This is a genomic window from Synechococcus sp. CCY 9618, assembly GCF_019038415.1.
Classification (GTDB): Bacteria; Cyanobacteriota; Cyanobacteriia; order PCC-6307; family Cyanobiaceae; genus Cyanobium.
The window spans coordinates 44,819-66,374 of sequence record NZ_JAFKRG010000046.1 but is presented as its reverse complement, the minus strand read 5'-3'; the positions used below and the strand labels follow the sequence as shown (position 1 = coordinate 66,374).

Annotated in this window: 20 protein-coding genes; 9 read left to right on the top strand and 11 right to left on the bottom strand. The window is 68.7% G+C overall.

The genetic code is table 11. The features are described 5' to 3' along the window. Window position 1: 1 nt before the first annotated feature. The 5 genes from KUG41_RS11330 to KUG41_RS11310 are packed head-to-tail and all read left to right on the top strand — an operon-like array spanning window position 2 to window position 3,788. Window positions 2-841 (top strand): transglutaminase family protein, encoded by an 840-nt coding sequence (locus tag KUG41_RS11330; RefSeq protein WP_216904169.1) that lies wholly within the window; start codon window positions 2-4, stop codon window positions 839-841. Beyond that, complete coding sequence (locus KUG41_RS11325; protein WP_216904168.1) at window positions 838-1,566, top strand: peptidase; 729 nt, start codon at window positions 838-840, stop codon at window positions 1,564-1,566. Before KUG41_RS11330 ends, KUG41_RS11325 begins: the two co-directional genes overlap by 4 nt. Window positions 1,567-1,579: 13 nt before the next feature. Beyond that, window positions 1,580-2,206: a triacylglycerol lipase gene (locus KUG41_RS11320; protein WP_256438938.1), complete on the top strand. Its 627-nt coding sequence runs from the start codon at window positions 1,580-1,582 to the stop codon at window positions 2,204-2,206. A 38-nt stretch (window positions 2,207-2,244) separates the two neighbouring features. Then, window positions 2,245-3,318 carry a glycosyltransferase family 2 protein gene (locus KUG41_RS11315; protein ID WP_371734125.1) on the top strand — a complete coding sequence of 358 codons (1,074 nt, stop codon included), beginning with the start codon at window positions 2,245-2,247 and terminating at the stop codon, window positions 3,316-3,318. Between the two features lie 38 nt (window positions 3,319-3,356). After that, window positions 3,357-3,788, top strand: coding sequence for a hypothetical protein (locus KUG41_RS11310; RefSeq protein WP_371734124.1), 432 nt, complete (start codon window positions 3,357-3,359; stop codon window positions 3,786-3,788). A gap of 74 nt (window positions 3,789-3,862) precedes the next feature. Here KUG41_RS11310 and KUG41_RS11305 read toward each other — a convergent pair whose 3' ends face one another. Further along, window positions 3,863-6,061 carry a beta-glucosidase gene (locus KUG41_RS11305; RefSeq protein WP_216904165.1) on the bottom strand — a complete coding sequence of 733 codons (2,199 nt, stop codon included), beginning with the start codon at window positions 6,059-6,061 and terminating at the stop codon, window positions 3,863-3,865. 121 nt (window positions 6,062-6,182) lie between these two features. Further along, the gene (locus KUG41_RS11300; RefSeq protein WP_216904164.1) at window positions 6,183-6,977 is read right to left on the bottom strand and encodes a class I SAM-dependent methyltransferase; all 795 of its coding nucleotides are present in this window, start codon (window positions 6,975-6,977) and stop codon (window positions 6,183-6,185) included. Between the two features lie 256 nt (window positions 6,978-7,233). Here KUG41_RS11300 and KUG41_RS11295 point away from each other — a divergent pair, with 256 nt between their 5' ends. Beyond that, window positions 7,234-9,273 carry a copper-translocating P-type ATPase gene (locus KUG41_RS11295; RefSeq protein ID WP_216904178.1) on the top strand — a complete coding sequence of 680 codons (2,040 nt, stop codon included), beginning with the start codon at window positions 7,234-7,236 and terminating at the stop codon, window positions 9,271-9,273. Then, window positions 9,270-9,695 carry a cupredoxin domain-containing protein gene (locus tag KUG41_RS11290; protein ID WP_216904163.1) on the top strand — a complete coding sequence of 142 codons (426 nt, stop codon included), beginning with the start codon at window positions 9,270-9,272 and terminating at the stop codon, window positions 9,693-9,695. Before KUG41_RS11295 ends, KUG41_RS11290 begins: the two co-directional genes overlap by 4 nt. 88 nt (window positions 9,696-9,783) lie before the next feature. On the opposite strand, the gene KUG41_RS11285 is transcribed toward KUG41_RS11290, so the two are convergent. After that, window positions 9,784-10,356 (bottom strand): multicopper oxidase domain-containing protein, encoded by a 573-nt coding sequence (locus KUG41_RS11285; RefSeq protein WP_254217166.1) that lies wholly within the window; start codon window positions 10,354-10,356, stop codon window positions 9,784-9,786. A gap of 128 nt (window positions 10,357-10,484) precedes the next feature. On the opposite strand from KUG41_RS11285, the gene KUG41_RS11280 reads away from it, so the two are divergent. Then, window positions 10,485-11,558 carry a hypothetical protein gene (locus tag KUG41_RS11280; protein WP_216904162.1) on the top strand — a complete coding sequence of 358 codons (1,074 nt, stop codon included), beginning with the start codon at window positions 10,485-10,487 and terminating at the stop codon, window positions 11,556-11,558. 57 nt (window positions 11,559-11,615) lie between these two features. Here the strand turns inward: KUG41_RS11280 and KUG41_RS11275 are convergent, their stop codons facing one another. Genes KUG41_RS11275 through KUG41_RS11265 form a run of 3 tightly spaced genes read right to left on the bottom strand, consistent with a single transcriptional unit; the run spans window position 11,616 to window position 13,566 of the window. Further along, window positions 11,616-12,059: a nuclear transport factor 2 family protein gene (locus KUG41_RS11275; RefSeq protein WP_216904161.1), complete on the bottom strand. Its 444-nt coding sequence runs from the start codon at window positions 12,057-12,059 to the stop codon at window positions 11,616-11,618. Further along, window positions 12,056-12,580 (bottom strand): hypothetical protein, encoded by a 525-nt coding sequence (locus tag KUG41_RS11270; protein ID WP_216904160.1) that lies wholly within the window; start codon window positions 12,578-12,580, stop codon window positions 12,056-12,058. The genes KUG41_RS11275 and KUG41_RS11270 overlap by 4 nt, the downstream gene beginning before the upstream one ends. Before the next feature lie 59 nt (window positions 12,581-12,639). Then, window positions 12,640-13,566, bottom strand: coding sequence for a hypothetical protein (locus KUG41_RS11265; protein WP_216904159.1), 927 nt, complete (start codon window positions 13,564-13,566; stop codon window positions 12,640-12,642). A 418-nt stretch (window positions 13,567-13,984) separates the two neighbouring features. Here KUG41_RS11265 and KUG41_RS11260 point away from each other — a divergent pair, with 418 nt between their 5' ends. Beyond that, window positions 13,985-16,153 (top strand): ATP-binding protein, encoded by a 2,169-nt coding sequence (locus tag KUG41_RS11260; protein ID WP_216904158.1) that lies wholly within the window; start codon window positions 13,985-13,987, stop codon window positions 16,151-16,153. On the opposite strand, the gene KUG41_RS11255 is transcribed toward KUG41_RS11260, so the two are convergent. From KUG41_RS11255 to KUG41_RS11235, 5 genes are all read right to left on the bottom strand, one after another. After that, a complete protein-coding gene (locus KUG41_RS11255; protein ID WP_216904157.1) occupies window positions 16,112-17,020 on the bottom strand; it encodes an NAD(P)-dependent oxidoreductase in 909 nt (302 codons plus the stop codon). The two genes, KUG41_RS11260 and KUG41_RS11255, sit on opposite strands and share 42 nt — an antisense overlap. Before the next feature lie 52 nt (window positions 17,021-17,072). Continuing rightward, a complete protein-coding gene (locus KUG41_RS16145; RefSeq protein WP_216904156.1) occupies window positions 17,073-18,791 on the bottom strand; it encodes a mechanosensitive ion channel family protein in 1,719 nt (572 codons plus the stop codon). A 71-nt stretch (window positions 18,792-18,862) separates the two neighbouring features. After that, entirely contained in the window at window positions 18,863-19,525 is a 663-nt protein-coding gene (locus KUG41_RS11245) for a DoxX family protein (RefSeq protein ID WP_216904155.1), read from the bottom strand. A gap of 77 nt (window positions 19,526-19,602) precedes the next feature. Then, window positions 19,603-21,198, bottom strand: coding sequence for a cryptochrome/deoxyribodipyrimidine photo-lyase family protein (locus KUG41_RS11240; protein ID WP_216904154.1), 1,596 nt, complete (start codon window positions 21,196-21,198; stop codon window positions 19,603-19,605). 22 nt (window positions 21,199-21,220) lie between these two features. Further along, complete coding sequence (locus KUG41_RS11235) at window positions 21,221-21,358, bottom strand: hypothetical protein (protein ID WP_216904153.1); 138 nt, start codon at window positions 21,356-21,358, stop codon at window positions 21,221-21,223. Between the last annotated feature and the right edge of the window lie 198 nt (window positions 21,359-21,556).

The window sequence follows — 21,556 nt, the reverse complement described above, 5'->3', positions numbered from 1 at the left end:
CATGGCCCCACAACAGAACGCCTCCCTTCCGCAGACCCCAGAGCTCAGGATCCGGGTGGGATTCGATCTGGCGTTCCAGTTTCCGCGGCCCACGCCGATGATCGTGACCCTGGGAGTCCACCACAGCCGGGCCGGTGATCTGCTGGAGGCAGAGCCGCTTCAGGTGACGCCCGCGGTGCCGCTGCGCACCTATCTCGATTCCTTTGGCAACCAGTGCAATCGGTTGGTGGCACCGGCCGGACTGCTGCGGTTGCGGGCCAACGGTCTGGTGGCCGATCACGGTCGTCCCGATCCGGTGCTGCCCTGGCTGGAGCAGCGGCCGGTGGAGGATCTCCCCGACGAGGTGCTGCTGTTTCTGCTGGCCAGCCGCTTCTGTGAGAGCGATCTGCTCACGGACTTCGCCTGGTCCCGATTTGAAGGGTCTCCAGGTGGCTGGGGGAGGGTGCAGGCGATCTGCGATTTCGTGCATCACCATGTGCGCTTCGACTACCACCGCACCAGCCCCCTGAAATCGGCGCTGCAGACCTTCCATGCGCAGGAGGGGGTGTGTCGCGATTTCACCCATCTCGCCATCGCCCTCTGCCGTTCCATGAACATTCCGGCGCGCTACTGCACCGGGTATCTCACGGATATCGAGGTGCCGCCGCCCCACTCGGCGATGGACTTCTCGGCCTGGTTCGAGGCGTACCTCGGTGATAGCTGGCATGTCTTCGATCCGCGCAACAACACGCCGCGCATCGGGCGGATCCTGATCGCCAGGGGGCGGGATGCGGCGGACGTGGCGCTCACCACCAGTTTCGGCCCTTCGGAACTGCAGTCTTTTGAGGTCTGGGCCGCATGACCTATTGCGTGGCCGTGCTGCTCGAGAGCGGCATGGTGTTTGCCTCCGATTCACGCACCAATGCCGGTGTGGATGATTTCGCCAGCTTCTGCAAGATGACCGTCTTCGAACGCACCGGCGACCGGGTGCTGGTGCTGCTCAGCTCCGGCAGCCTGGCGGGAACCCAGGCGGTGATCAGCCTGCTGGGCCAGCGGGCCGATGCCGACGACGGCGAACCCACGATCTGGACGGCCCGGACGATGTTCGATGTGATGGTGCTGGTCTCGGACGCCGTGCGGGCGATCGAACAACGGGATGGCCCGTATCTGAAAGGGACGGCCGGTGGCTTCAATGCCTCCTTCCTGGTGGGTGGTCAGATCAAGGGAGAGGTGTGTCGGCTGTTTCGCATGTATGCCGAGGGCAATTTCATCGAAGCCAGTGATGACACCCCCTATCTGCAGACAGGGGAGGCCAAGTACGGCAAACCGATCATCGATCGCGTCATCCATCCCGACATCCCTCTGGCGGAGGCCGCCAAGTGTGTGCTCGTGTCGTTCGACTCCACCATGCGCAGCAACCTCTCGGTGGGGATGCCGATCGACCTGATCGTCTACGAGCGGGACAGCCTGGCCATCACCCATCGCCGGCGTTTCGGTGAGGGCGATGACTATTTCAGGCAACTCAGCGAGGAGTGGAGCGTGGGCGTGCGCAACGTGTTCCGGGAGTTGCCGGACCTGCTCTGGTAGGGGTCGACCGCTCTTGGCCCCTGAAGTTCCCACCCCCACCCCCGCCACTACAGCTCCTCCCCTGGTTCTGGTCCACGGGATGTGGGACACCCCGCGCCTGTTCGACCGGCTGGAGCGGGCCCTGGGGGCGCGCCGTGGGCCCCTGCTGATTCCCCATCTGCCCCATCGTTTCGGGTTCACGCCGATCGAGGAGCAGGCGGAGATGCTGGCGACCCTGATCGAGACGGCCTTCGGAGCGGAGCAGCCCATCGATCTGCTGGGCTTCTCGATGGGAGGGGTGATCGCCCGTACCTGGATCCAGCTGCTCGGTGGCCATCGGCGCACCCGTCGCCTGATCAGTGTGGGCAGCCCCCAGCAGGGCACCCTCACGGCCCAGCCCTGGCCCAGCTGGCCCCTGGCCGGCATTGCTGACCTCAAGGCGGGCAGCCCGCTGCTGCAGCGGCTCAACACCGATCTCGCTGCACTTCAGCAGGTCGACTGCTGCAGCTTCTACTGCCAGCCGGACCTGATGGTCATGCCGGCCTGGCGTGCCGTGCTGCCAGTCGGGCCGGGGCGCAGCCTGCCGGTGCGCTACCACCATCAGCTGATGACCCATCCGGCGGCCCTGGGTCCGCTGGTGGAGGAACTGCTGCGTCCCTAGCGTGGTGCACCTCGCCCCGGAGGCGATTCTTGGATCTGGTGGCCATCTCGCTGCTGGTGCGCTGGCTGCTGGGCTGGGCTCTCTGGCTGCGGCACTCGCGGCTGCCCCTGTGCCGCTTGCAGGGGCAGCCGCGGATGTCGGTGCTGATCCCGTCCCGCAACGAGGAATGCACCCTCCCCAACCTGCTTCCGGCCCTGGCCGGCCAGAGCCTCCACCCCCTGGAGGTGATCGTGATCGACGATCACTCCACCGACCGCACCGCCGGTGTCGCCGCGGACGCCGGCGTGACGGTCATCCAGCCGCCGCCCCTGCCTCAGGGGTGGTGCGGCAAGACCTGGGCGCTGCACCACGGCGTCCGGGCCAGCCAGGGGGACATCCTGGTGTTCCTCGATGCCGACACCGAGCCCGGCCCCGAGTTCCTGGAGCGCCTCGTGGCGGCCCATCAGGAACTGGGCGGACTGGTGTCGGTGCAACCCTTCCATCGCACCGAGAAGCCCTACGAGCTGCTGTCGGTCATGTTCAACCTGGTGGGGCTGATGGCGGTACCGATGGGGGCGGGCTGCGGGGTGGCCTTCGGGCCGGCCATGGCTACAACCCGAGTGGACTATGACCGGGTCGGGGGCCACGCGGCGGTGGCCGGCAAGGTGGTGGAGGACTGGTTCATGGGCCATCTCTATGAGCAGGCGGGCCTGCCCGTGAGCGCCTACATCGGTGACGGGCTGATCGCCTACCGCATGTACCCCGGTGGCCTCCACGACATGGTGGTGGGCTTCGCCAAGAACTTCGCCACCGCCGCCGGGGAGGTGCGCTGGTTCTGGATGCTGGCGGTGCTCCTGTGGCTTTCCGGGCTGTTCTGGGCGGCCTGGTGTCTGCCGGCGTCCCTGCTGGGTTGGCCCCTGGTGGGGGATTCCTCCCTGCTGCCCAACCTGATTCTCTACGGCGCCTTCGCCCTCCAGCTGCTGGTGCTTACCCGGCGGGTGGGGGATTTCGGCTGGATCTGCCTGGTGTTTCCGATTCCCGTGCTCTTCTTTCTGGTGGTATTTGTCCTGGCGATCCTGAATCTGGAGAGAGGCACGATCGAATGGAAAGGCAGGCGGTTTCCGACGCGCTAGCGGTTCTGGGTTGTGCCCTGGGGTGGATGGGGTGGTCGGTGCTGATCGGCGCTCTGGCCCATCGCCTGCCGCCGCAGGTCCTTGAGAGCGACAGCTGGCTCACGGGGCCGCGGCCCTGGCCCGAGAGCCAGCAGTCCTACGAGCGCCTGGGGATCCAGCGCTGGAAATCCCTGCTGCCGGATGCGGGTGATTCCTTGCCCGGAGGGGTTCGAAAGAACAGCCTGATGCGGCGCGACCCCACCGCCCTGCAGCGTCTGGTGCAGGAAACCCGTCGGGCGGAGCTGGTGCATCTGGCGCTCTGGCCGTTCTGGCTGGTCACGGCCCTGTGGCTGCCCCCCGCGGGCGTGCTGATCAACCTGGTCTTCGCGACCCTGTTCAACGTGCCCTGCCTCTGGCTGCAGCGATACAATCGCCTGCGGCTCCAGCCCCTCCTGCTGGCCCTGGGGAGGACTCCAGCCAGCGGGAGGTGAGCACCTGCTGCACGGCAGTGAGGTGGTTCCCGCCGCGCTGGTGATGCTGGTGGGGGGACCGACCCCCTGAAGGATCAGGGGCCCACCACCTGTGCCTCCAGGGTGAGGTCCACTCTGATTCCTTCGTCCTCGGCGTGCCGGGCCACCACCAGCCGGTGGCACCCCCCCTCCAGCACGAAGGCGTCGCGGGCCTCGTCGAACCAGGCCAGGCGCCGCAGGGGAATCTCCACCGTCACCCGTTCGCTCCGGCCGGGCTCCAGGCTCACCCGGGTGAATCCCGCCAGGAACCGGGTCGGGCGCTCCGCGGCCCGGCCGGGCGGCTCGGCGTAGATCTGCACCACCTCAGCGGCGGCCATGGCCCCTGTGTTGGTCACTGTCAGGTGCAACTGAAGGCCACCGGCCCCGTGGGGTGGCGTCCCCGGGATGTCCGGCAGGCGCTCCACGGCCGGGTCGGTGTGGCTGAAGGTGGAGTACGAGAGCCCGAATCCGAAGGGGAAGGCAGCTGGGTGTCCATGGCGGGCCAGGCGCCGGTAGCCGTGCCAGAGGTCGTAGGTGATCCGTCGGGCCCGGGGATCGAAAGGTGGCAGGTGGGCGTGATCGGTGGGCACCGCGTAGGGCATCCGACCGGAGGGCGCCACCCGCCCCAGCAGCACATCGGCCAAAGCCTCCCCGCCCCGCTCGCCGGGGTACCACAGCATCAGCAGCCCCGGCACCCGCTGGCGCCAGGTTTCGCACAGGATCGCGCCGCCACCCATCAGCACCACCACCGTGCGGGAGTTGGCGGCGGCCACAGCGCGGATCAGGCGCTCCTGATCGCCGGGCAGCTCAAGCGCGGTGCGATCGCCCGAGGCGAAGGCGCCCCCTGGCCGGGCCGAACCGAGGCGGGTCGCCGCCGCCATCATCGCGGCCAGCGGCGCCCACAGCGGCATCAGCCGCCGGCGGCCGAACAGCCGCAGCAACCCGTCCGGGGGGGGGGCCTGGCGCAGGATCGGGGCCAGGTCGCCGGGGTGGATGTGTTCCCCTTCCTGGCGCCAGTCCAGACCCACCACCACCAGGGCCGCCTCGCAGCGGGCCGCCAGGGCGGCTGCCGCGGCGACGTCGGTGCCATCGGCGTGCTGCAGAGCGATCTCAGGAGCCGCAGCCCGCAGGCCCGCCAGGGGCGTCACCACCGATCCGGGCGAAGGCCGGGTGTCGGACGAGCCCCGGTCCCCCAGGTTGGGCGTGTCGGCCAGCGGCCCGACCACCGCCAGCGAGCCGATTCCGCGCAGGGGCAGCACAGGGCCTTCGTTTCGGAGCAGCACGATCGCCTTGGTGGCCGCCTCCCGGGCCAGGGCCCGGTGCTCCGGGCAACGCCGCAGCGATGCGGGATAGGGGCCCGTCGGCACCGACTGCTGGGCCCGCAGCAGCCGCAGCACGGCGTCATCGATCCGCTCCATCGGCAGGCGGCCCGCCGCCACCGCCGCCGGGAGCGTGGCTTCGAAGATCATCCGGAAGGGCATCTCCAGGTCCTGGCCGGCCCGCAGGGCCTCCACGCCGTCGCGGACCCCGAAGATGAAGTCGGTGAGCACGAAGCCCCGGAAGCCCCAGCGCTGCTTGAGGATCTCCCCCAGCAGGTGGGGATGCTGTCCGCACCAGGCGCCGTTGACGCTGTTGTAGGCGCTCATCACCGCCAGGGCGCCAGCATCCACGCAGTCGCGGAACTGGGGCAGGTACAGCTCCTGCAGCACCCGCTCGCTGGCGCTCACATCAACGCGGAAGCGGGCGCTGTCGATCGAGTTGAGGGCGAAATGCTTCACGCAGGCGATGGCATGGCGCCGCACCCCCCGGGTCATGGCCGCCCCCATCGCACCCACGTGCACCGGGTCCTCGCCAAAGGTCTCCTGGGCCCGGCCCCAGCCGGGATGGCGCAGCAGATTCACGCACACCCCCCCGAGCAGGTTGGCCCCGAAGGAGCGGGCCTCCCGGCCCATGGCCGCACCGATGCGCTGCTCCAGCTCCACGTCCCAGCTGGCGCCGCGGCCGATCGGTGCCGGAAAGGTGGTGGCCCCCCCCTCCAGCACCACTCCCCGGGGACCGTCGACGAAGTGCAGGCCGCCGATCCCCAGGCGGCGCACCACCCCCGCCGGCCAGGGGTGGCGGTGGGAGCTGTCGTGGAGGGCGATGGCCGCCATGCCCCCCCAGAAGTGCGTGTCGCCGTCGAGCATGGCGAGCTTCTCGGCCAGGCTGAGCCGGTCGAGCAGGGCCCGGGCCGGCAGGGGGGCATCGCGTTGCATCCGGGAAGGCGATACGGACGTTCAGTGTGCCGGGAGCCGATGGGCCGCTCTCGGCTGTGGGTGATTCCGACCTGGACCCTGCCGGAAACCTTCCGCGGATCACTGGCAGGGGGAGGCCCTGTCAGCCATGACCGCCCAGTTTCCTGAAGACCAGAGCTCCCGTTCTCACCAGAAGGGCCCGGGCGTGCAGGGGATGGGACAGACAGGTGAAGCCGTGGGATTCAAACCAGAGAATCGCATCATGGGGGTCGATATGATTGCAGGCATCGGAATCAGACGTCCAGAACCTGTCGTAATTGGGTATTAGTTTCCTGTAGCGTATCTGATGGTATCTCTTGCCGCAGAAGAAGCTGCAATGGCGCCAAAGCCGTTTCGGGAAAACAAGTAAACTCCGCCAGATGAGGCTGTTTCGAAATGGAATCGACGCCTTGATGAGCCGCCCTTCCAAACCAAAATCACTGAAGGGCCTGACCTCGTAGCCCTCAGCCGCCCACGGGCGACACTGCCATGCCGGAGCAAAGAACACCACCCCACGGGGTTTGAGCAGGCGTTTGATCTCCAGCATGGCAGCCTGGAGATAGGGAATGTGTTCGAAGACCGTGATGGTCCAGATGGCATCAAATTCGTGATCCTCGTAGGGGTAATGCTGGCCTTCGGCGACGCGGTAGGTTTTGTGGTAATGCCTTGAGAGGCTATGGGCAATGTCGGTGCCGTGATAGTCGTCGACCATGTCCTGAAAAAAGCCACCGGAGGATCCGATCTCCAGGCATGTCTTGTTCTTCAGATCAAAGGTGTCTATGAATGATCTGAGTTCCTTGTAATAGGCATGCTCATCTGCCCAGAATCTGCTGTAGTCGTGGGCATAGGTCTGTTGGCGCCGCTCGTCGTAGAACGACTGGTAGTCGTTGGGATGCATCGTCACAGTCCGGCGTTGAGCTGCTCCGGTGAAGCTTCAGGGAGTGGTTCATCTCGCCTCTCCCACCCCATGCACTCTGCCGTCAATGGAGCGGGGCTGGGTGAGGCCCGCTCCGGCCTTCGGAAGCCTTGACTCTCCAGTGGAGAGGAGCCCATAGGCTGAAGCTGTGCCCATCGCCCTGCGCAGTTCTCCCATGGGTACCGCTCCTGTCTCCGCCTGCTGCCATTCCGAGGACCCGGCCGCCTCGGTGCTGGGGATGGAGCGGGAGCTGGCCCGTGAACGCACCCTGCTGCGCCGCCGGCTGGCGGTGGCGGCCGTGCTCACGGGGCTGGTGATGCTGGCCAGCCTGCCCCACATGCTCGGCGGTGTGCACCTGAGCTGGCTGCCGCCCTGGTTCACCAGTCCCTGGAGCCAGATGCTGCTCAGCTCCCCGGTGCTCTTCTGGTGTGGCCGGGAGTTCTTCACCGGGGCCGCCGCGGCCTTCCGCCGCCATTCCGCCGACATGAACACCCTGGTGGCCGCCGGCACAGGCATCGCCTGGCTCGCCTCCCTGGTGGCCACGCTGTTCCCCGGGGTGCTGACCGCCGAGGGGCTGCCGGCCGATGTGTACTACGAAACCGCCGCAGTGATCCTCACCCTGGTGCTGCTCGGCCGGCTCCTGGAGGCCCGGGCCCGGGGCCAGACCTCCGAGGCGATCCGGCGCCTGCTCCAGCTCCAGCCCCCCACGGCCCGGGTGATCAGGGACGGCGTGGCCAGCTCGATCCCCGTCTCCACGGTGGTGGTGGGAGATCTGCTTCAGGTGCGTCCCGGGGAGAAGCTGCCCCTGGACGGGGTGGTGGAGGAGGGCAGCTCCTGGGTGGAGGAAGCGATGCTCACCGGCGAACCCACGCCGGTGGCCAAGGGCCCGGGGGACCCGGTGATCGGTGCCTCCATGAACCGCAGCGGCAGCTTCACCTTCCGGGTCACCCGGGTGGGGGGCGACACGGTGCTGGCCCGGATCGTGGAGCTGGTGCGCCAGGCCCAGAGCTCCCGCACCCAGGTGCAGCGCCTGGCGGATCAGGTGGTGGGCTGGTTCGTTCCGGTGGTGATCGCCATCGCCATCGCCGCCTACGTGCTCTGGTTCCTGTTCAGCGGCAACGGCGTGCTGGCCATGCTCTTCCTGGTGAGCGTGCTGGTGATCGCCTGCCCCTGCGCCCTGGGGCTGGCCACCCCCACCGCGATCATGGTGGCCTCCGGCAAGGGAGCCGAGAACGGCCTGATCTTCCGCAGCGCCGAAGCCCTGGAGACGGCCGGCCAGCTCCGCACCATCGTGCTCGACAAGACCGGCACCCTCACCCGCGGCCTGCCCGAGGTGACCGATTTCGAGCGCCTTCCCGGTGGCGTGCTGCCCGACCTCACCCTGCTGGCCCTGGTGGCGGCCGTGGAAGACCGTTCGGAGCATCCCCTGGCCGAAGCGATCGTGGCCTATGCCCACCGCCGGGGCGCCGATGTCGATCCGCCGGCGGTGGAGGCCTTCGAAGCCCGGGCCGGGCGCGGCCTCCAGGCCTCGGTGGACGGGAAGGAGGTGCGGGTGGGCAGCCCCCGCTGGCTGGCGGAAGCCGGTATGGACACCACCGACCTCGATCCGCTGGTGGACCGGCTGGAGCGGGCCGCCCGCAGCGTGGCGGTGGTGGTGGTGGACGGGCTGATCGAGGCCTGCTTCGGCATCGCCGATCCCATCAAGCCGGAGGCCAGGTCCGCCGTGGCCGCCCTGCGCCGTCTGGGGCTGGAGGTGGTGCTGCTCAGCGGCGATGCCCGCCGCACCGCCGAGCTGGTCGGCGCCGAGGTGGGCATCGTGCGGGTGATCGCCGAGGTGCGTCCCGGTGACAAGGCCACGGTGGTGCGGCAGCTGCAGGAGCAGCGGACCGGCCCGGTGGCGATGGTGGGCGACGGCGTCAACGATGCCCCCGCCCTGGCCCAGGCCGATGTGGGCCTCGCCATGGGCACCGGCACCGATGTGGCGATCGCCGCCAGCGACATCACCCTGCTCTCGGGCCACCTGGGCGGCGTGCCTGCGGCGATCGAACTCAGCCGGCGCACCATGGCCACCATCCGCCAGAACCTGTTCTTTGCGTTCGCTTACAACGTGGCGGGGATCCCGATCGCTGCCGGCCTGCTGTTTCCCCTTACCGGCTGGCTGCTGAGCCCGATGCTCGCGGGGGCCGCGATGGCCTTCAGCTCGGTGTCGGTGGTGACCAACGCCCTGCGGTTGCGTCGCTTCCGGCCCACACCGCTTCCCATGGAGGTACCGGCATGATCCCCTTCCTGGCGGCGGCGCCGCTCTGGCGCACGATCCCCCAGCCACCGGCCGTTCAGGTGTTGGTGGCGGTCGGTGGCGTGGCACTCATCGCCGCCGAGCTCTGGTGGTTCCTGGGCCGCCACGGCAGCGGCGTGGCGGCCGCCGAAGGGGAGCAGGGGGTGCAGGAGATCACCATCACCGTGGAGGGCGGCTACAGCCCCTCCCGCATCCGGGCCAAGGCCGGACGTCCCCTGCGGCTCCGGTTTCACCGCACCGATCCCAGCGGCTGCGTGGCCCAGGTGATCTTTCCCGACTTCCATCGCAGCCTCGAACTCCCCCTCGGGGCCACCACCAGCATCGAACTGCTGCCCGACCATCCGGGGGTGTATCCCTTCCACTGCGGCATGAACATGGTGCGCGGCAGTCTCGAAGTGGAGTGAAACCAGGCCTGCCCCGCAGGAACGCTCAGGCCTCGATCTGCAGCACGCCCATCATCCCCAGCTCCTCATGATCGAGGATGTGGCAGGGTTACACGCTGCGGCCGGGGAAGTCGCGGAAGGCGGTCCGGATCCGCACCTCCTCCCCGGGGCGCACCACCCCGGTGTCCTTCCAGGCCCGGAAGGGTTCGGCCCGGCCGTTGCGGCTGAGCATCTGGAAGGGATTCACATGCACGTGGAACGGGTGATCCATCACCCCGGAGTTGCGCCCCACCCAGTCTTCGGTGCTGCCCAGCCGCACCGTGGTGTCCACCCGAGCGGGGTCGAAGGCGCGCCCGTTGATCAGGAAGGCCATCCCCATCCCCATCCCCATGCCTCCCATGCCCCCGCCTGGCCCCATCGGCAGATCGGGCCGGAGCGCGCCGTTGACGGTCAGCAGGGAACTCTCCCGTCCCAGCCTTCTGGCCATGGGTGAGGGCCACCGTTCCTCTGCGGTGGTGGGAAAATCCTTCAGGAACAGCACCTCCTCCCGCGCCTGCCGCAGCTCCGGGATCCCATCCAGGGGCCCCCGCACGAGGATCACGCCCCCCAGGCCACCGAACACCTGATCGGCCACCGTGCCGTGGCGGTTGGCGTCGACTGGGCCTGCCTTCGACCGCACCATTTGCTTACACAGCAGCTTTTTCGGCGGCTGGATTCGTACATAATTCTTTTTCTTCAGTGGCGGTCGAGGGAAAACCGAAACAGCTGAAATTTCTTGGCTGATACGATCAAAAAAAGATGGTTAGGGCGATGAACACTTTCATCAGCAGGATGGCTTTTCTCGGCATCGCCACACCGTCGCTGCTGCTGGCTCCAGCGGCCCTCGCCCAGGTCGGCAATCCCTGGGGGGTCCCCCCGCAGAACAGCAGCCCCTGGGGGCCTCCGCCCCAGCAGAACACCAATCCATGGGGACCTCCGCCCCAGCAGAACACCAACCCCTGGGGCACCGGGGGAGGATCCTCAGGCCCTGGATTCGGCCAGCAGGGCAACGCATCCCTGTCCTTTCCGGCCCAGGGTGTGATCTGCGACAGCTCGGTGAGCGTCTGCTTCAACGCCACAGGGGCCGCCCTCTCCGACACTGAGCGGGAATTCGGGCGTCGTGCGCGCCTCAATCTGGAGACCAATCTGGTCAACAGCCCGATCATCGATGTCACCTTCGCCGATGGTCGCTACTGCAACTTCAACCTCAGGGGCTGCTGGACCAACCGCCAGCGCTCCATGTTCGACCAGCAGCTGAATCCCTGGGTGTTCGGTTCCAATCCCTCCGGCAACCAGGGAGGTCAGGGCACGGTGATCGGTGGGGCCGGGTCCAACTGGGGGTCCGGGAACGGTATGAATCCCGGCATGAACCCCACCAACAGCTTCCAGGCGCCCTTCACCCGCACACGGCAGAAAGGCAACTGCAACTGGAGGAATGCCGGGAGCAGCATCTACGACGGAAAATGCAGCTACGAGATCCTGCAGAACAACATGAACGGCACCAAAACCCTGGCCTTCACATTCGACAAATTACCGACGTCGAACCAGTGGCGCACGATCCGGTTCTCGGCGGTCGGCAACAACCCCTGGACCATGCAGATGGCGAATGGATCCACGGCGATGGTCCGCTCCAATGTCAATGCCAACCAGTCCAGCACCAGGATCTCCATGGACTGGAACAACGTCTTCAACCTGCGCTTCAGAAGCTCCAACCAGGCCACCACAGCCCAGCTGAACCAGGCCATGCAGGTGGTGGATGCCAACGGCCAGGTGCAGCCCAACGATGCCGAAGCCCTGGGTCAGGCCCTGGGGGGGCTTCTGCAGCAGCTGTTCGGCGGCAATTGAACGTCCGATGGGAGGCGCGTGGGGCGTTCCCGGCCGGGGACGCTCAATCCACGAATCTCAATCCACGAATCGCCTGTAGAGCCAGCGGGTGAAACCACCGAGCAGGGGGACCGGCCCGAAGGTGGGAAGAACGAAATCGAAATAATCCCGGTGGTTGTCGATGCGCCCCTCAGCGTTGAAATGCAGCCGGGTGGCTCCCGGGTAGATGAATTCGATGCCCCGGATCTTCAGGCCCATTTCCCACTCCACGAAGGCCGTGTCGCCTGTCAGGGCGATGGCCCCCGGGACGAGGTAGACGTCGTCGCAGCGTCTGAGCAGTCCCTCCTGGGCGGCCAGATAGGACTCGATGCCGTGGCGTTCCTGGGTGGGGTCCTGGAAGTGAACGTTCTCGGCATACACCGCGCGCCACTGTTCAGCTGTGGGCCCCGGGGCCCCGTAGGGCTTGGTGAACAGGGTCCGCAGGCCCTCGATCGTGGGCGCCGCGCCGTCGGTGCCGCTCATGGCCGGACCGCGACCGGACCCGCCCCGTCGTCGGCGTTGCGGAAGAAGGTGCCCAGGTTCACGCCCGCTTCGTGGGCGGCCACGGTCACCTGAAGCTTCTGCTCCTCATCGAGGCCATCCCAGAAGGCATGGAACAGATCCAGGGAGGCCTTGGCGCTGCCCACCACCCCGAACACCGCCATCGGCCCCGCCAGCCAGGGGAAGACCAGCAGCACCACCGACAGCACCGCCCCCACCGCCACGCCGGTTTTCGCCGATTCCAGGCTGGTGCGCAGCACCAGGCGCACCTGGGTGCCGCGGTCGATCTCGCCGCGCTTGCGCAGGGCCTCGGTGCGCAGGGCCGTCAGCAGTGCCTGGTAGGCGGCGTAGAGCACCACCCCACCGACGGTGGATTCCGAGACGAATTCCCCGCCGCTGAAGGCACCGCCGTTCTGATTCAGATCCACCGAGGCCAGTCCCGCCAGCGGTGCGGCCTCCCAGCCGGCACGGGGAATGCGAAAGGGGTCGAGCTCGCGGGTCATGGTGTCGGTGCGACCAGAGATCCAGCCTGCCCCAGAAGCGCCCGCCGGTGCAATGGCGTTTAGTCACTGAGGCGTCTGCGCAGCCACTGGAGCCGGCGCTTCAGGCGTTTCTCGGCCGCTCGCACCGTGGGGGTCAGCACATGGGGCTGGCCGGCGGGCAGCAGCAACCACAACTGCTCCATCAGGGGCGGCGCATCGCGGTGCCAGCGCAGGCCCAGATCCCGCATCGGGCCGGCACCGGCCAGCTGACGGCAGAGCAGCAGCGCCCGGCTGGAACCGGCCACGCTGTGCAGCCAGTCCTCCTGCTCCTGGCAACTGCGGGGGGCCGTCATCAGGGCCAGCTTCCGCTCCTGCAGCTGGAGATGCAGCAGCGGCGTGCTGAGGCGATGGGGCACGAGAACCTGGCGGGCCCGGCCCGTGCGGGAGGCCAGCCCCAGGGTCAGCTCCCCCAGGGGCAGCATCCTCACGCCCGGCCAGGAGGGTCTTCCCCCCGGCTCCAGCCATTGATCGTGGCAGAGCGAGGACACGAGCGCTGCGTCGATCACCCCCAGTCGCACCAGTTCAGCCCAGTGGCGGGAACTCCGGAACCGGGGCGGCACGAGGATCGTGGCCTCCATCCCATCCACCAGCGGCTGGTGAAGGGCATCGGTGGCCAGTCGCAGCCAGCCCTCCTCCATGCGATGGGCCCGGGCCGCCATGCGCAGGTGCTGGATGCAGAGGCCCATGCCGGTGAGCGGCGGGCGCTGGCCGGGCTCCACACCGGCGGTCCTGACGATGCCGAACTGCTCGATCCAGGTCTTGCGGATCCGGCAGACCGTCGACTGGTGCACCTGCAGGGCCTGGCCGGCCTGGAGCTGGTTGCCGGTGAGTTCGAGCAGGTCGATCACCCGGAGATCCCTCAGCGGATCGGGAATCCTGTAGGCGCTGGTCCCGGGTCTGCGACGGCGGGGACCAGCCTCGGAGTCGGCTGGGGGCGCAGTGGTCATCGCAGCTGGAGGAGAAGAGATGTCCAACTTTCCCCTTCACGGCCCGGCGGCGGATGCGGATCATGCGAAAAACGAGATCCGTTCCCTGGTGCTCGCAGGCTCCAACGCCGAAGGCAGCGGTCACCGCTGACGCACCTTGTCGGCAACCCTGTTTGAAGCGATATGGCCCATCTCCCCACCGCCCGGGACCGTTCAACCCATGGAAACTGCCGTAGTCCTCGGATCTTCCTTACCTCTGGAGCTGCGCAGATTGTACTGAGACGAAACAGAAAAATGCTGCTTTTTTGACGCGGCGGGGTCAAAATTATTGTCTGCCTCTGCCGGGCCTGTTGCCGCAGGCGGTTGCCTGCCCGCTTCCTGGATGGGTGAATGGCAACGATCTTCCATCGCCCCTGCGGGCGGCTGGCAGCCTGGTCCGATGAAGCCCCTCCGCTGCCATCTCCTGATCGGTCCGCCGGCCAGCGGCAAGACCACCCTGGCCCATGCCCTGGCGCCTCTGCTCACCGCAGCGGGGGAAGCCCCGGCCCGGGTGCTGTCCACCGATCGGATCCGCCAGGAGGTGTTCGGGGACGCCGCAGTCCAGGGGCCCTGGACCGCCATCGAGGACCAGCTCCATGGCTGCATCATCAAGGAAGTGGCCGCCGGCAGGCCGGTGATCGTGGATGCCACCCATGCCCGGCGCCCCTGGCGGCTGGCGATCACCCAGGCTCTCAGCCTGCCGGCTCCCGTGGAGTGGATCGGCTGGTGGCTGTTCACCCCGGTGGCCACCTGTCTGGAGTGGAATCGCCGCCGTCCCCGCCTGGTGCCCGAACCGGTGATCCGCGAGATGGCGGCAGCCCTGGCCGATGGCCACTTCGGCCCCAGCCGGGACGAGGGCTTCGCTGCCCTGGTGAGTGTGGTGCCCCAGCACCATGAACAGCTCGAACCCCTGCTCACCGATGAGCTGGCCAGGCTGGACCGCCGCATCCGCTCCGCCACCAACCGGGAGAAGGCTCTGCAGCTCCACGGCCACTCCCGGCTGCTGGATCTGGAGCGGCTGCTTCACCTGCTTCGCCTGCTCAGCCGCTTCCCCGCCCTGGAGGCGTCCGATTCCGGCACCCGCGATCAGCTTGAGGCGATCGTCTCCCCCCTGCCCCAGGGGGATCTGGCGGATCGGGCGGCGGCCTACCTGCAACGGCTTCACGGCGCCTGCTACGGGAATACGGCGGCGATCCGGAAGGATCTGGCCTGGCTGGAGCGGGAGGGATTCACGGCGACCATGCCCGCCACCACGCCCCTGGTGCCCCTGCCGCCGTCCCCGCTGGAGGGGCCCTGCCCTGCCACCGGCGGGGTCCACGGCGGCTATCCCTCCCTGGGGGACAGGGCTGTGTTCATACGGGTCCTGACCCTCCTGCGCCACCTGCTGCAGGCACCCTTCGACCAGGACCCCCAGCTCTCCCTTCCGGAGCATCTGATCGCCCGTCTGGAGGCCATCCCCGGCAGCTATCTCCCCGGGGAGGTGGCCACCCTCCGCAAGGACATGGAGAAGCTGCTCACCCCCTACGGATTCCGGGCGCGCAACGACAACGTGCGCCACGGCTATGCCATCGGCACGGCTTTGCTGTCGGCACCGCGGCTGCGGGAGGTGCATGCCCTGGTCCAGCAGGCGGCTGGTCCCCTGGCCGATCCCTCCGCCCAGGACCTGCTGCGGGAGCTTGAGGAACGGCTCCACTGGGGGGGCATCGACACCGAAGGCCATCCCCCCGTGCGGGCCTTCGCCAACCACGCCGTGGCCCATCCCTCCTGGGTGCGCTCCGATTCCCTGGCGGTGGCGGCCCAGGCCGAGCGCATCGAGACGGCGATCCTGGAGCACCGCCTGGTGGTGCTGGAGCGCTACGCCTCCGCCGCCGCCTTCTCCGACAGCCCCCAGGGAACCCTGCAGGTCTGGCCGCTGCAGTTGCTGTTCCATAACGTCGCCTGGTACCTGGTCTACGAGGACCACCCCATCGGCCGGGCCGAGGGGCTGATCCACACCGAGCGGCTGGAGCGGCTGGCCCTGCGCCAGACCGGGGCCCTGCCCCACCGGGATGGGGCCCTCCACCGCCGCTCCCTCAAGCGGGTGCGCCAGCTCCTGCGGCACTGTGGCGGCATCTACTTCGGCGCTGATCTGGAGCAGCAGCTCGTTCTGGCCCATGGCCCCGCCCGCCGCCGGGCCGAGCTGCTGGTGACGCTGCGCGTCTCCTGCCAGGACTGGGCCTTCGCCTTCATCCGCGAAGGGCAGCAGCTCTATCCCGCCGAGCACACCCGCTTCTCCCGGCCCCTGGCTGGTGACACCTGGTGGTGCCACCCCAGCGCTCCCCATGTGCTCGAGCCCAACCCCCGGGGCGACAGCCACCCCTATCCGGTGGAGTTCGACCTGCCGACCTGGACCGTGGCACGGGACGTGGACCTGCGCCGCTGGCTGTTCGGTTTCGCCGGGGGCATCCGCATCGAGTCGCCCGAAGACCTGCGCGAGGAACACCAGCAGCGTTGCCGGGAGGGGCTGGCCGCCTATGCACGGCAGGCCTCAGCCCCCGCCTTCTTTCCCAACCGGCTGCGCCGCTCCTGAAGGGGTGACCGCCGCGGTGAGCCGGTGCAGGGCGCTGTAGTCGAGGTTGTCGATGCCGGCTGCCGTGGCTTCTGCGAGCAGCTGGGCCAGTCCCGCCAGGCCATCCGTCCGCAGGCCATGGGCTTCAGCCGCCTCCATGAAGAGACGGAGGTCCTTGCGCAGGTGGGCGGTGGGGAAGTTGGGGTTGGCGTAGTCGCCGCTGCGCAGCTTCGGCAACTTCTTGTCGAAGGTGGGGGCGTAGAGCGCGCTGGCCCGCAGGATGGCCATGAAGCTCTCCACCTCCACGCCGGCGGCCTCCACCAGATGCAGGGAGAGGCTGAAGGCGTGGGTGAGGCTGGCGATCAGCTGGTTCAGGGCCAGCTTGGTCTCCAGCCCGGCCCCCCTCTCCCCCATGCGTCGGGGTTCCGGGTCCAGGTCCCGCAGCAGGGGGAGGGCCCGCGCGAACAGCTCGGTGTTGCCGCCGGCCATCACCTGGAGCTGGCCCGCACGGGCCTCCGGTCGGCTGCCCAGCACCGGCGCCTCCAGAAAGGCGCCGCCCCGGGCCTCGACCTCGGTGGCCAGCGCCCTGCTCTCGCCGACTCCGATCGTGCCGATCTGGATCACGGTGCGTCCCCGCAGTCCAGCGCCGATGGCGTCGATCAGCACGCTGCGGCAGGCGGCCCCGTCGCTGAGGACGGTCATGAGCCAGGGGCAGCGAGCGGCGGCTTCGGCCGCGCCGGTGGCCGCGGTGGCGCCGGCGTCCACCAGGGAGGCCGCCCGTTCCGGCGTCCGGTTCCAGACCGTGAGCCGGTGCCCCCGTTCCAGCAGCCGTTCGCCGATGGCGCCGCCCAGAAGCCCGCTGCCCAGCAGGGCGATGTCCAGGGCCATGGTGCCAGCGGCAGCTGGCTGCGACCCTATCGGTGGCGGGGGCCCTCTGCCCTCAGGCCAGGCGGATCTCCTCCCGGGTGAAAGCCTGCTGCACCCGCAGGCGCAGTTCCCGGGCCACACTCCACTGGGCCATCGGCGTGGTCTTCAGCCAGACGCGCAGGGTGATGCCGGCCGGTGAGAGGTCCTCGATGCCCAGCACCTCGGGAGGGTGGGGCAGCCGCTGCCGCCAGGAGGGATCGTGTCGCAGATCCTCGGCCACCTGCCACAGCACGGCCATCACCCGATGGGGATCGCTGCTTCCCGCCACCTGGATGGCCAGGTCCACCTGGGCCCAGTCCCTGGTGGTGTTGATGACGTCGTTGATGAGGCTGTTGGGCACCGTGATGAGATGGCCCTGGCTGTTGCGCAGCTGGGTGATGCGCAGGTTCAGATTCTCCACCAGGCCCGTCCTGCCGCCCACTTCGATGATGTCCCCGATGGCGTACTGGTCCTCCAGCAGGATCAGGCAGCCGTGCACCAGATCCTTGACGAGGTTCTGGGAGCCCAGGGAGACCGCCAGACCGATGACCGCACCCCCCGCCAGAATCGAATAGGTGGGGACGCTGAACAGGCCCAGGGTCAAAAGAACGCCCATGATCACCAGCACCACGGTGAGCAGGCCCTTGAGGGCGCCGGAGATCGTGCGGGCGCGCAGGGCCTGCCGCTGGCCTGCATCGCCGGCCAGCCCAGGTGAGCCGGCCCAGCCGTCGAGCGCCCGTTCCACCAGGCTCTGGCCCACCCGGATCGCTGCGCTGACTCCGAACCAGAGCAGCAGCAGGAACAGGGGGGTCGTCAGCACATAGGGGCTCCAGCCCATCAGCACCGGCAGCCGCGAGAGGATGCGATACAGGCCCGCGTACCACAGACCGAGCAGCATCCAGAGCAGGGCCCAGGCCAGGACCCCGTGGGTGCGGATGCGTCGCTCAAGGCTGAAGCGCTGCTGGACGGTGCGCAGGAAGCGGCTGCGCAGATCCAGCATTTCTCCGGCTTCGGCACCGGGCCCCCGGGGCGGCGGCGGGCCCTCGACCGGAGGCTGAAGCGCCTCGATGAGGGCCCGGTTGTGGCGCAGCAACCGGTGGCGCAGCCATCCCAGGGCCAGGCTGGCCGCCGCCAGGGCCAGGAGAATGCGAGCCGCCTCGCCGGCCCGCTGGAGCAGTTCCTCCCGGGAGAGCACCTGCCGGGCCCGGTCGAGGTCCTGCTGCAGCCGCTCACGCCACTGCCAGGCCAGCTGGTCGGCACTGGTGCCGTGATACGCCGCGTCCTCCTCGGTAACGGCGAGCAGCTGGATCGGTGAGGAGTTTCCGGGATCGACGATCGTCAGGATCGGCCTGCCATCGGAGCTGGAGACCCTGACCGTGGCGGTCTCGTCTCCGAACAGCGACCGCGGCAGGGACTGCAGCAGCTTCCTGGAGACGTCCCGGGCCCGTACCTCGACGGGAACCCGGTCCTCGGGGATCTGCTCCCGGTTGAAGACCGTGGGGGACGCGATGGCGAAGAGCGGTCGGTTGTCGATCGGGGAGCTGACCCGGGCTGACTCGAGATCCCCCAACCGGGTGACTCCGACAGGAGGCTTTCTCGGGTCCTGGATCACCCCGGTGGGCAGGGTCTGGAGCTGAGCCCGGCCCGGCTGGATGGGCCCCAGCAGGCTGGCCATCAGCAACAGAGTGAGCGCCAGCCAGCGCAGCAGGCGACGTCCAGGAGCTCTGCTCAGAGGGGTGTGGCGCGGGGGCACGGACGACCTCCTCCTTCCGGGCCGCCCAAGGTATCAGCGATGCAGGGCTCCCGACGCTCACCCGGGCCTGCTCAGCCGGCGTCAGACACCATGGTGAAGGCGGGAGCCTCGGCTTCCGGGGCGTCAGTCGCAGTGTCCGCGGCGAGGGTGTCGTCGGCCAGGAGTTCCGCCACGATCCCGGCATCGAAGGAGTAACGGCCAGGGCCCACCAGCAGCAGGGCCAGGCTGCCGCCCAGGTAGAGCACCACAAGCTCGAGCACGTAGATGTTGAGCCCGCTGGTGAGGATGTGGTGGTAAGCCGCCACCGACATGGTCCCGGTCAGGGCGAGGGCACCGAGGGGAGAGAGCAGGCCCAGGATCAGCAGCCAGCTGCCGAAGATCTCCGCGTAGCCAGCCGCGTAGGCGAAGAACAGGGGAAAGGGGAGGTGCAGGGGCACCACGTAGTTGTCAGCGAAGGACTGGGGGTTGCCCAGCTTGTCCTGGCCGTGGTGGATCATCATCGCTCCGATGGCCAGCCGCAGCACCAGCAGGCCGATGTTGGCCAGGCGACCTTCCCGCAGGAAGTAGCTCTCAAGTCCCCCTCGAATAGCGGCGACGGGGGGAAGAGCGAAGGCAGGCGGGGTGCTGGCGGGGCCGGAGGCGACGGAACGGGGACGGTTGAGGGCGATCATCCAGAGGGCCACAAAGGCGGTGAAGAAGCCCGCGAAGATCTCGAGCAGGAGAGTGGTGGTCATGACAACGGCTGAAGTGTGAAGATTCTGGCGCTTCAGGTAACGAAACGTGAAGCGCCTTCTGCCGTCTCCGCGCCGCTTCAGGCTCCTGGTTGCGGGCTGCTGCCGGCCCCATGGCCGAGCCCCAGGTTCAGGTCGAGGCTGAGCTGGCCATCGTCGCCACGACGGCGGCCGCTGCTCCGGCGCCGCCCGGTGGGAGGCAGCCCCGATCGCCTGGAGCCGTGCCGCTCCTGGATGGCCGCCGCCGTGGCGGCGAAGCCGTCCTGGCGCCGCAGGGCCCACAGCCGCTCACGGGCCTGCCGGGCGGCGACGGCCAGGTCCACGATCGGAGCCGGATAGTCCGACCCGATGCGGCAGCCGCAGGCCGCCTGGGTGGCCCCATCCATCCGCCAGGGCTCATGCCGCCAGGCGGCGGGCACCCGGGCCAGCTCCGGCAGCCAGCGGGTCAGGAACAGGCCGTCGGGATCGTGGTCGAGGCCCTGCTTGAGCGGGTTGTAGATCCGGATCGTGTTGATGCCGGTGGTGCCGCTCTGCATCTGGCACTGGCTCCAGTGGATGCCGGGCTCGTAGTCGACGAACTGGCGGGCCAGGTGCAGGCCGCTGTCGCGCCAGTCGATCCAGAGGTGGTGGCTGGCGAAGGACATCAGCATGGCCCGCATGCGGAAGTTGATCCAGCCGCTGGCCCGCAGGGCACGCATGCAGGCATCCACGAAGGGCACCCCCGTGTGCCCCGTGCTCCAGGCCGCCAGCCGCTCCGGGTCGGTACAGCGCAGTCCGCGGGTGGCGGGATGGAGCTCCAGGTTCTCGATCGAAGGCTGACTCTCCAGCTTCTGGATGAAGTGGCAGTGCCAGTGCAGACGGGAGAGGAAGGCATCGAGAGCCCGGGGCCAGCCGGCCGCCGCCGCCGCGGGCAGCCCCATCAGGTCCTGGCGCCGGGCGCGGGTGGCCTGCACCACTTCCGCCATGGAGATGGTTCCCCAGGCCAGATGGGGAGAGAGCCTCGAACACGCTTCGAACGCCGTCAGCGGACTGGAGAGCCGGAGGTGGTAGGCACGCCCCCGTTGATGCAGGAATCCCTCGAGCAGGTCGAGGCCCCTGGCCCGTCCGCCCCGTTGTCGCCCGGGGCAGGGATCCTCCGTCAGCCCCAGCTCCCCGGCGGCGGGCAGGGCACCGGGCCGGATCCCGTCAAGGGGGGGCAGGCCCTCGGGGGCGCCCGGCAGGGGGTCGGCCATGCGGCGCTCCCAGGCCCGGGCCCAGCCGCGGCGATCCTTCAGCCCCCGGATCACGCCGAAGGGGGCGGTTTCCCGCCAGGGAATCCCCCGCTCACGGGCCCAGGCGGCCACGCGCCGATCCCGCTCGAAGGTCCAGAGGTTGCCCGTCTCCTGGTGGCTCCAGAGACCGGCGATGCCGTGGCCTCGGTGGGCGGCTTCGAGCACGGCCACCACATCGCCGACGCGCACCACCAGGGGCTGTCCGAGGTCGGCCAGGGCTGTGCGCAATTCCTCGAGCCCCTCGCGGCAGAAACTCCACTGCCGCGAGGAGGCGTCGGGTTGTCGCCACAGCTCGGGCTCCGCCACGAACAGGGGCAGCACCGGACCCCGTCGGCGAGCTTCCAGCAGGGGGCGGTGGTCGTGGCTGCGCAGATCGCGCTTGAACCAGACCACCTGCAACGCCATCAATTCAGCTTAGGAACCGCGTTCAGCGCTTCGGCAGATCGCTGGGCCGGAGCACCACCACCACCACGCCGACCACCACCATCACGATCAGGACCGCCGCCCCGGCGATGGGCAGCACCACTTCCGTATCCATGAGCATCCTCACCGTCTGCAGGTTCATCCTGCTCTCTCGGGCAGGCAAGGGGGTCGCCGGGGCAGGGCGAGGCCAAAAAAAAGGACGGGTCAGCGAACCCGTCCCCGAAGAACGTCTTAAGAATTGTAAACACAGCGGCCGCGACGCCGCGACCTTGTCTCCATCCGGAGGCCGCCCCACGGTTCCCGGCGGGCTGCGCCACAATCTTCATGTTCCGTTACATAA

Excerpts from the sequence above, each read along its gene's own strand:
- KUG41_RS11275 (WP_216904161.1), bottom strand. The coding sequence starts at position 12,059 with ATGAGCGGCACCGACGGCGCGGCGCCCACGATCGAGGGCCTGCGGACC.
- KUG41_RS11300 (WP_216904164.1), bottom strand. The coding sequence starts at position 6,977 with ATGCATCCCAACGACTACCAGTCGTTCTACGACGAGCGGCGCCAACAG.
- KUG41_RS11280 (WP_216904162.1), top strand. The coding sequence starts at position 10,485 with ATGAACACTTTCATCAGCAGGATGGCTTTTCTCGGCATCGCCACACCG.
- KUG41_RS11325 (WP_216904168.1), top strand. The coding sequence starts at position 838 with ATGACCTATTGCGTGGCCGTGCTGCTCGAGAGCGGCATGGTGTTTGCC.
- KUG41_RS11255 (WP_216904157.1), bottom strand. The coding sequence starts at position 17,020 with ATGGCCCTGGACATCGCCCTGCTGGGCAGCGGGCTTCTGGGCGGCGCC.
- KUG41_RS11270 (WP_216904160.1), bottom strand. The coding sequence starts at position 12,580 with ATGACCCGCGAGCTCGACCCCTTTCGCATTCCCCGTGCCGGCTGGGAG.
- KUG41_RS11260 (WP_216904158.1), top strand. The coding sequence starts at position 13,985 with ATGAAGCCCCTCCGCTGCCATCTCCTGATCGGTCCGCCGGCCAGCGGC.
- KUG41_RS11235 (WP_216904153.1), bottom strand. The coding sequence starts at position 21,358 with ATGAACCTGCAGACGGTGAGGATGCTCATGGATACGGAAGTGGTGCTG.
- KUG41_RS11285 (WP_254217166.1), bottom strand. The coding sequence starts at position 10,356 with ATGGTGCGGTCGAAGGCAGGCCCAGTCGACGCCAACCGCCACGGCACG.
- KUG41_RS11305 (WP_216904165.1), bottom strand. The coding sequence starts at position 6,061 with ATGCAACGCGATGCCCCCCTGCCGGCCCGGGCCCTGCTCGACCGGCTC.
- KUG41_RS11245 (WP_216904155.1), bottom strand. The coding sequence starts at position 19,525 with ATGACCACCACTCTCCTGCTCGAGATCTTCGCGGGCTTCTTCACCGCC.
- KUG41_RS11330 (WP_216904169.1), top strand. The coding sequence starts at position 2 with ATGGCCCCACAACAGAACGCCTCCCTTCCGCAGACCCCAGAGCTCAGG.
- KUG41_RS11295 (WP_216904178.1), top strand. The coding sequence starts at position 7,234 with ATGGAGCGGGAGCTGGCCCGTGAACGCACCCTGCTGCGCCGCCGGCTG.
- KUG41_RS11265 (WP_216904159.1), bottom strand. The coding sequence starts at position 13,566 with ATGACCACTGCGCCCCCAGCCGACTCCGAGGCTGGTCCCCGCCGTCGC.
- KUG41_RS11290 (WP_216904163.1), top strand. The coding sequence starts at position 9,270 with ATGATCCCCTTCCTGGCGGCGGCGCCGCTCTGGCGCACGATCCCCCAG.
- KUG41_RS11240 (WP_216904154.1), bottom strand. The coding sequence starts at position 21,198 with ATGGCGTTGCAGGTGGTCTGGTTCAAGCGCGATCTGCGCAGCCACGAC.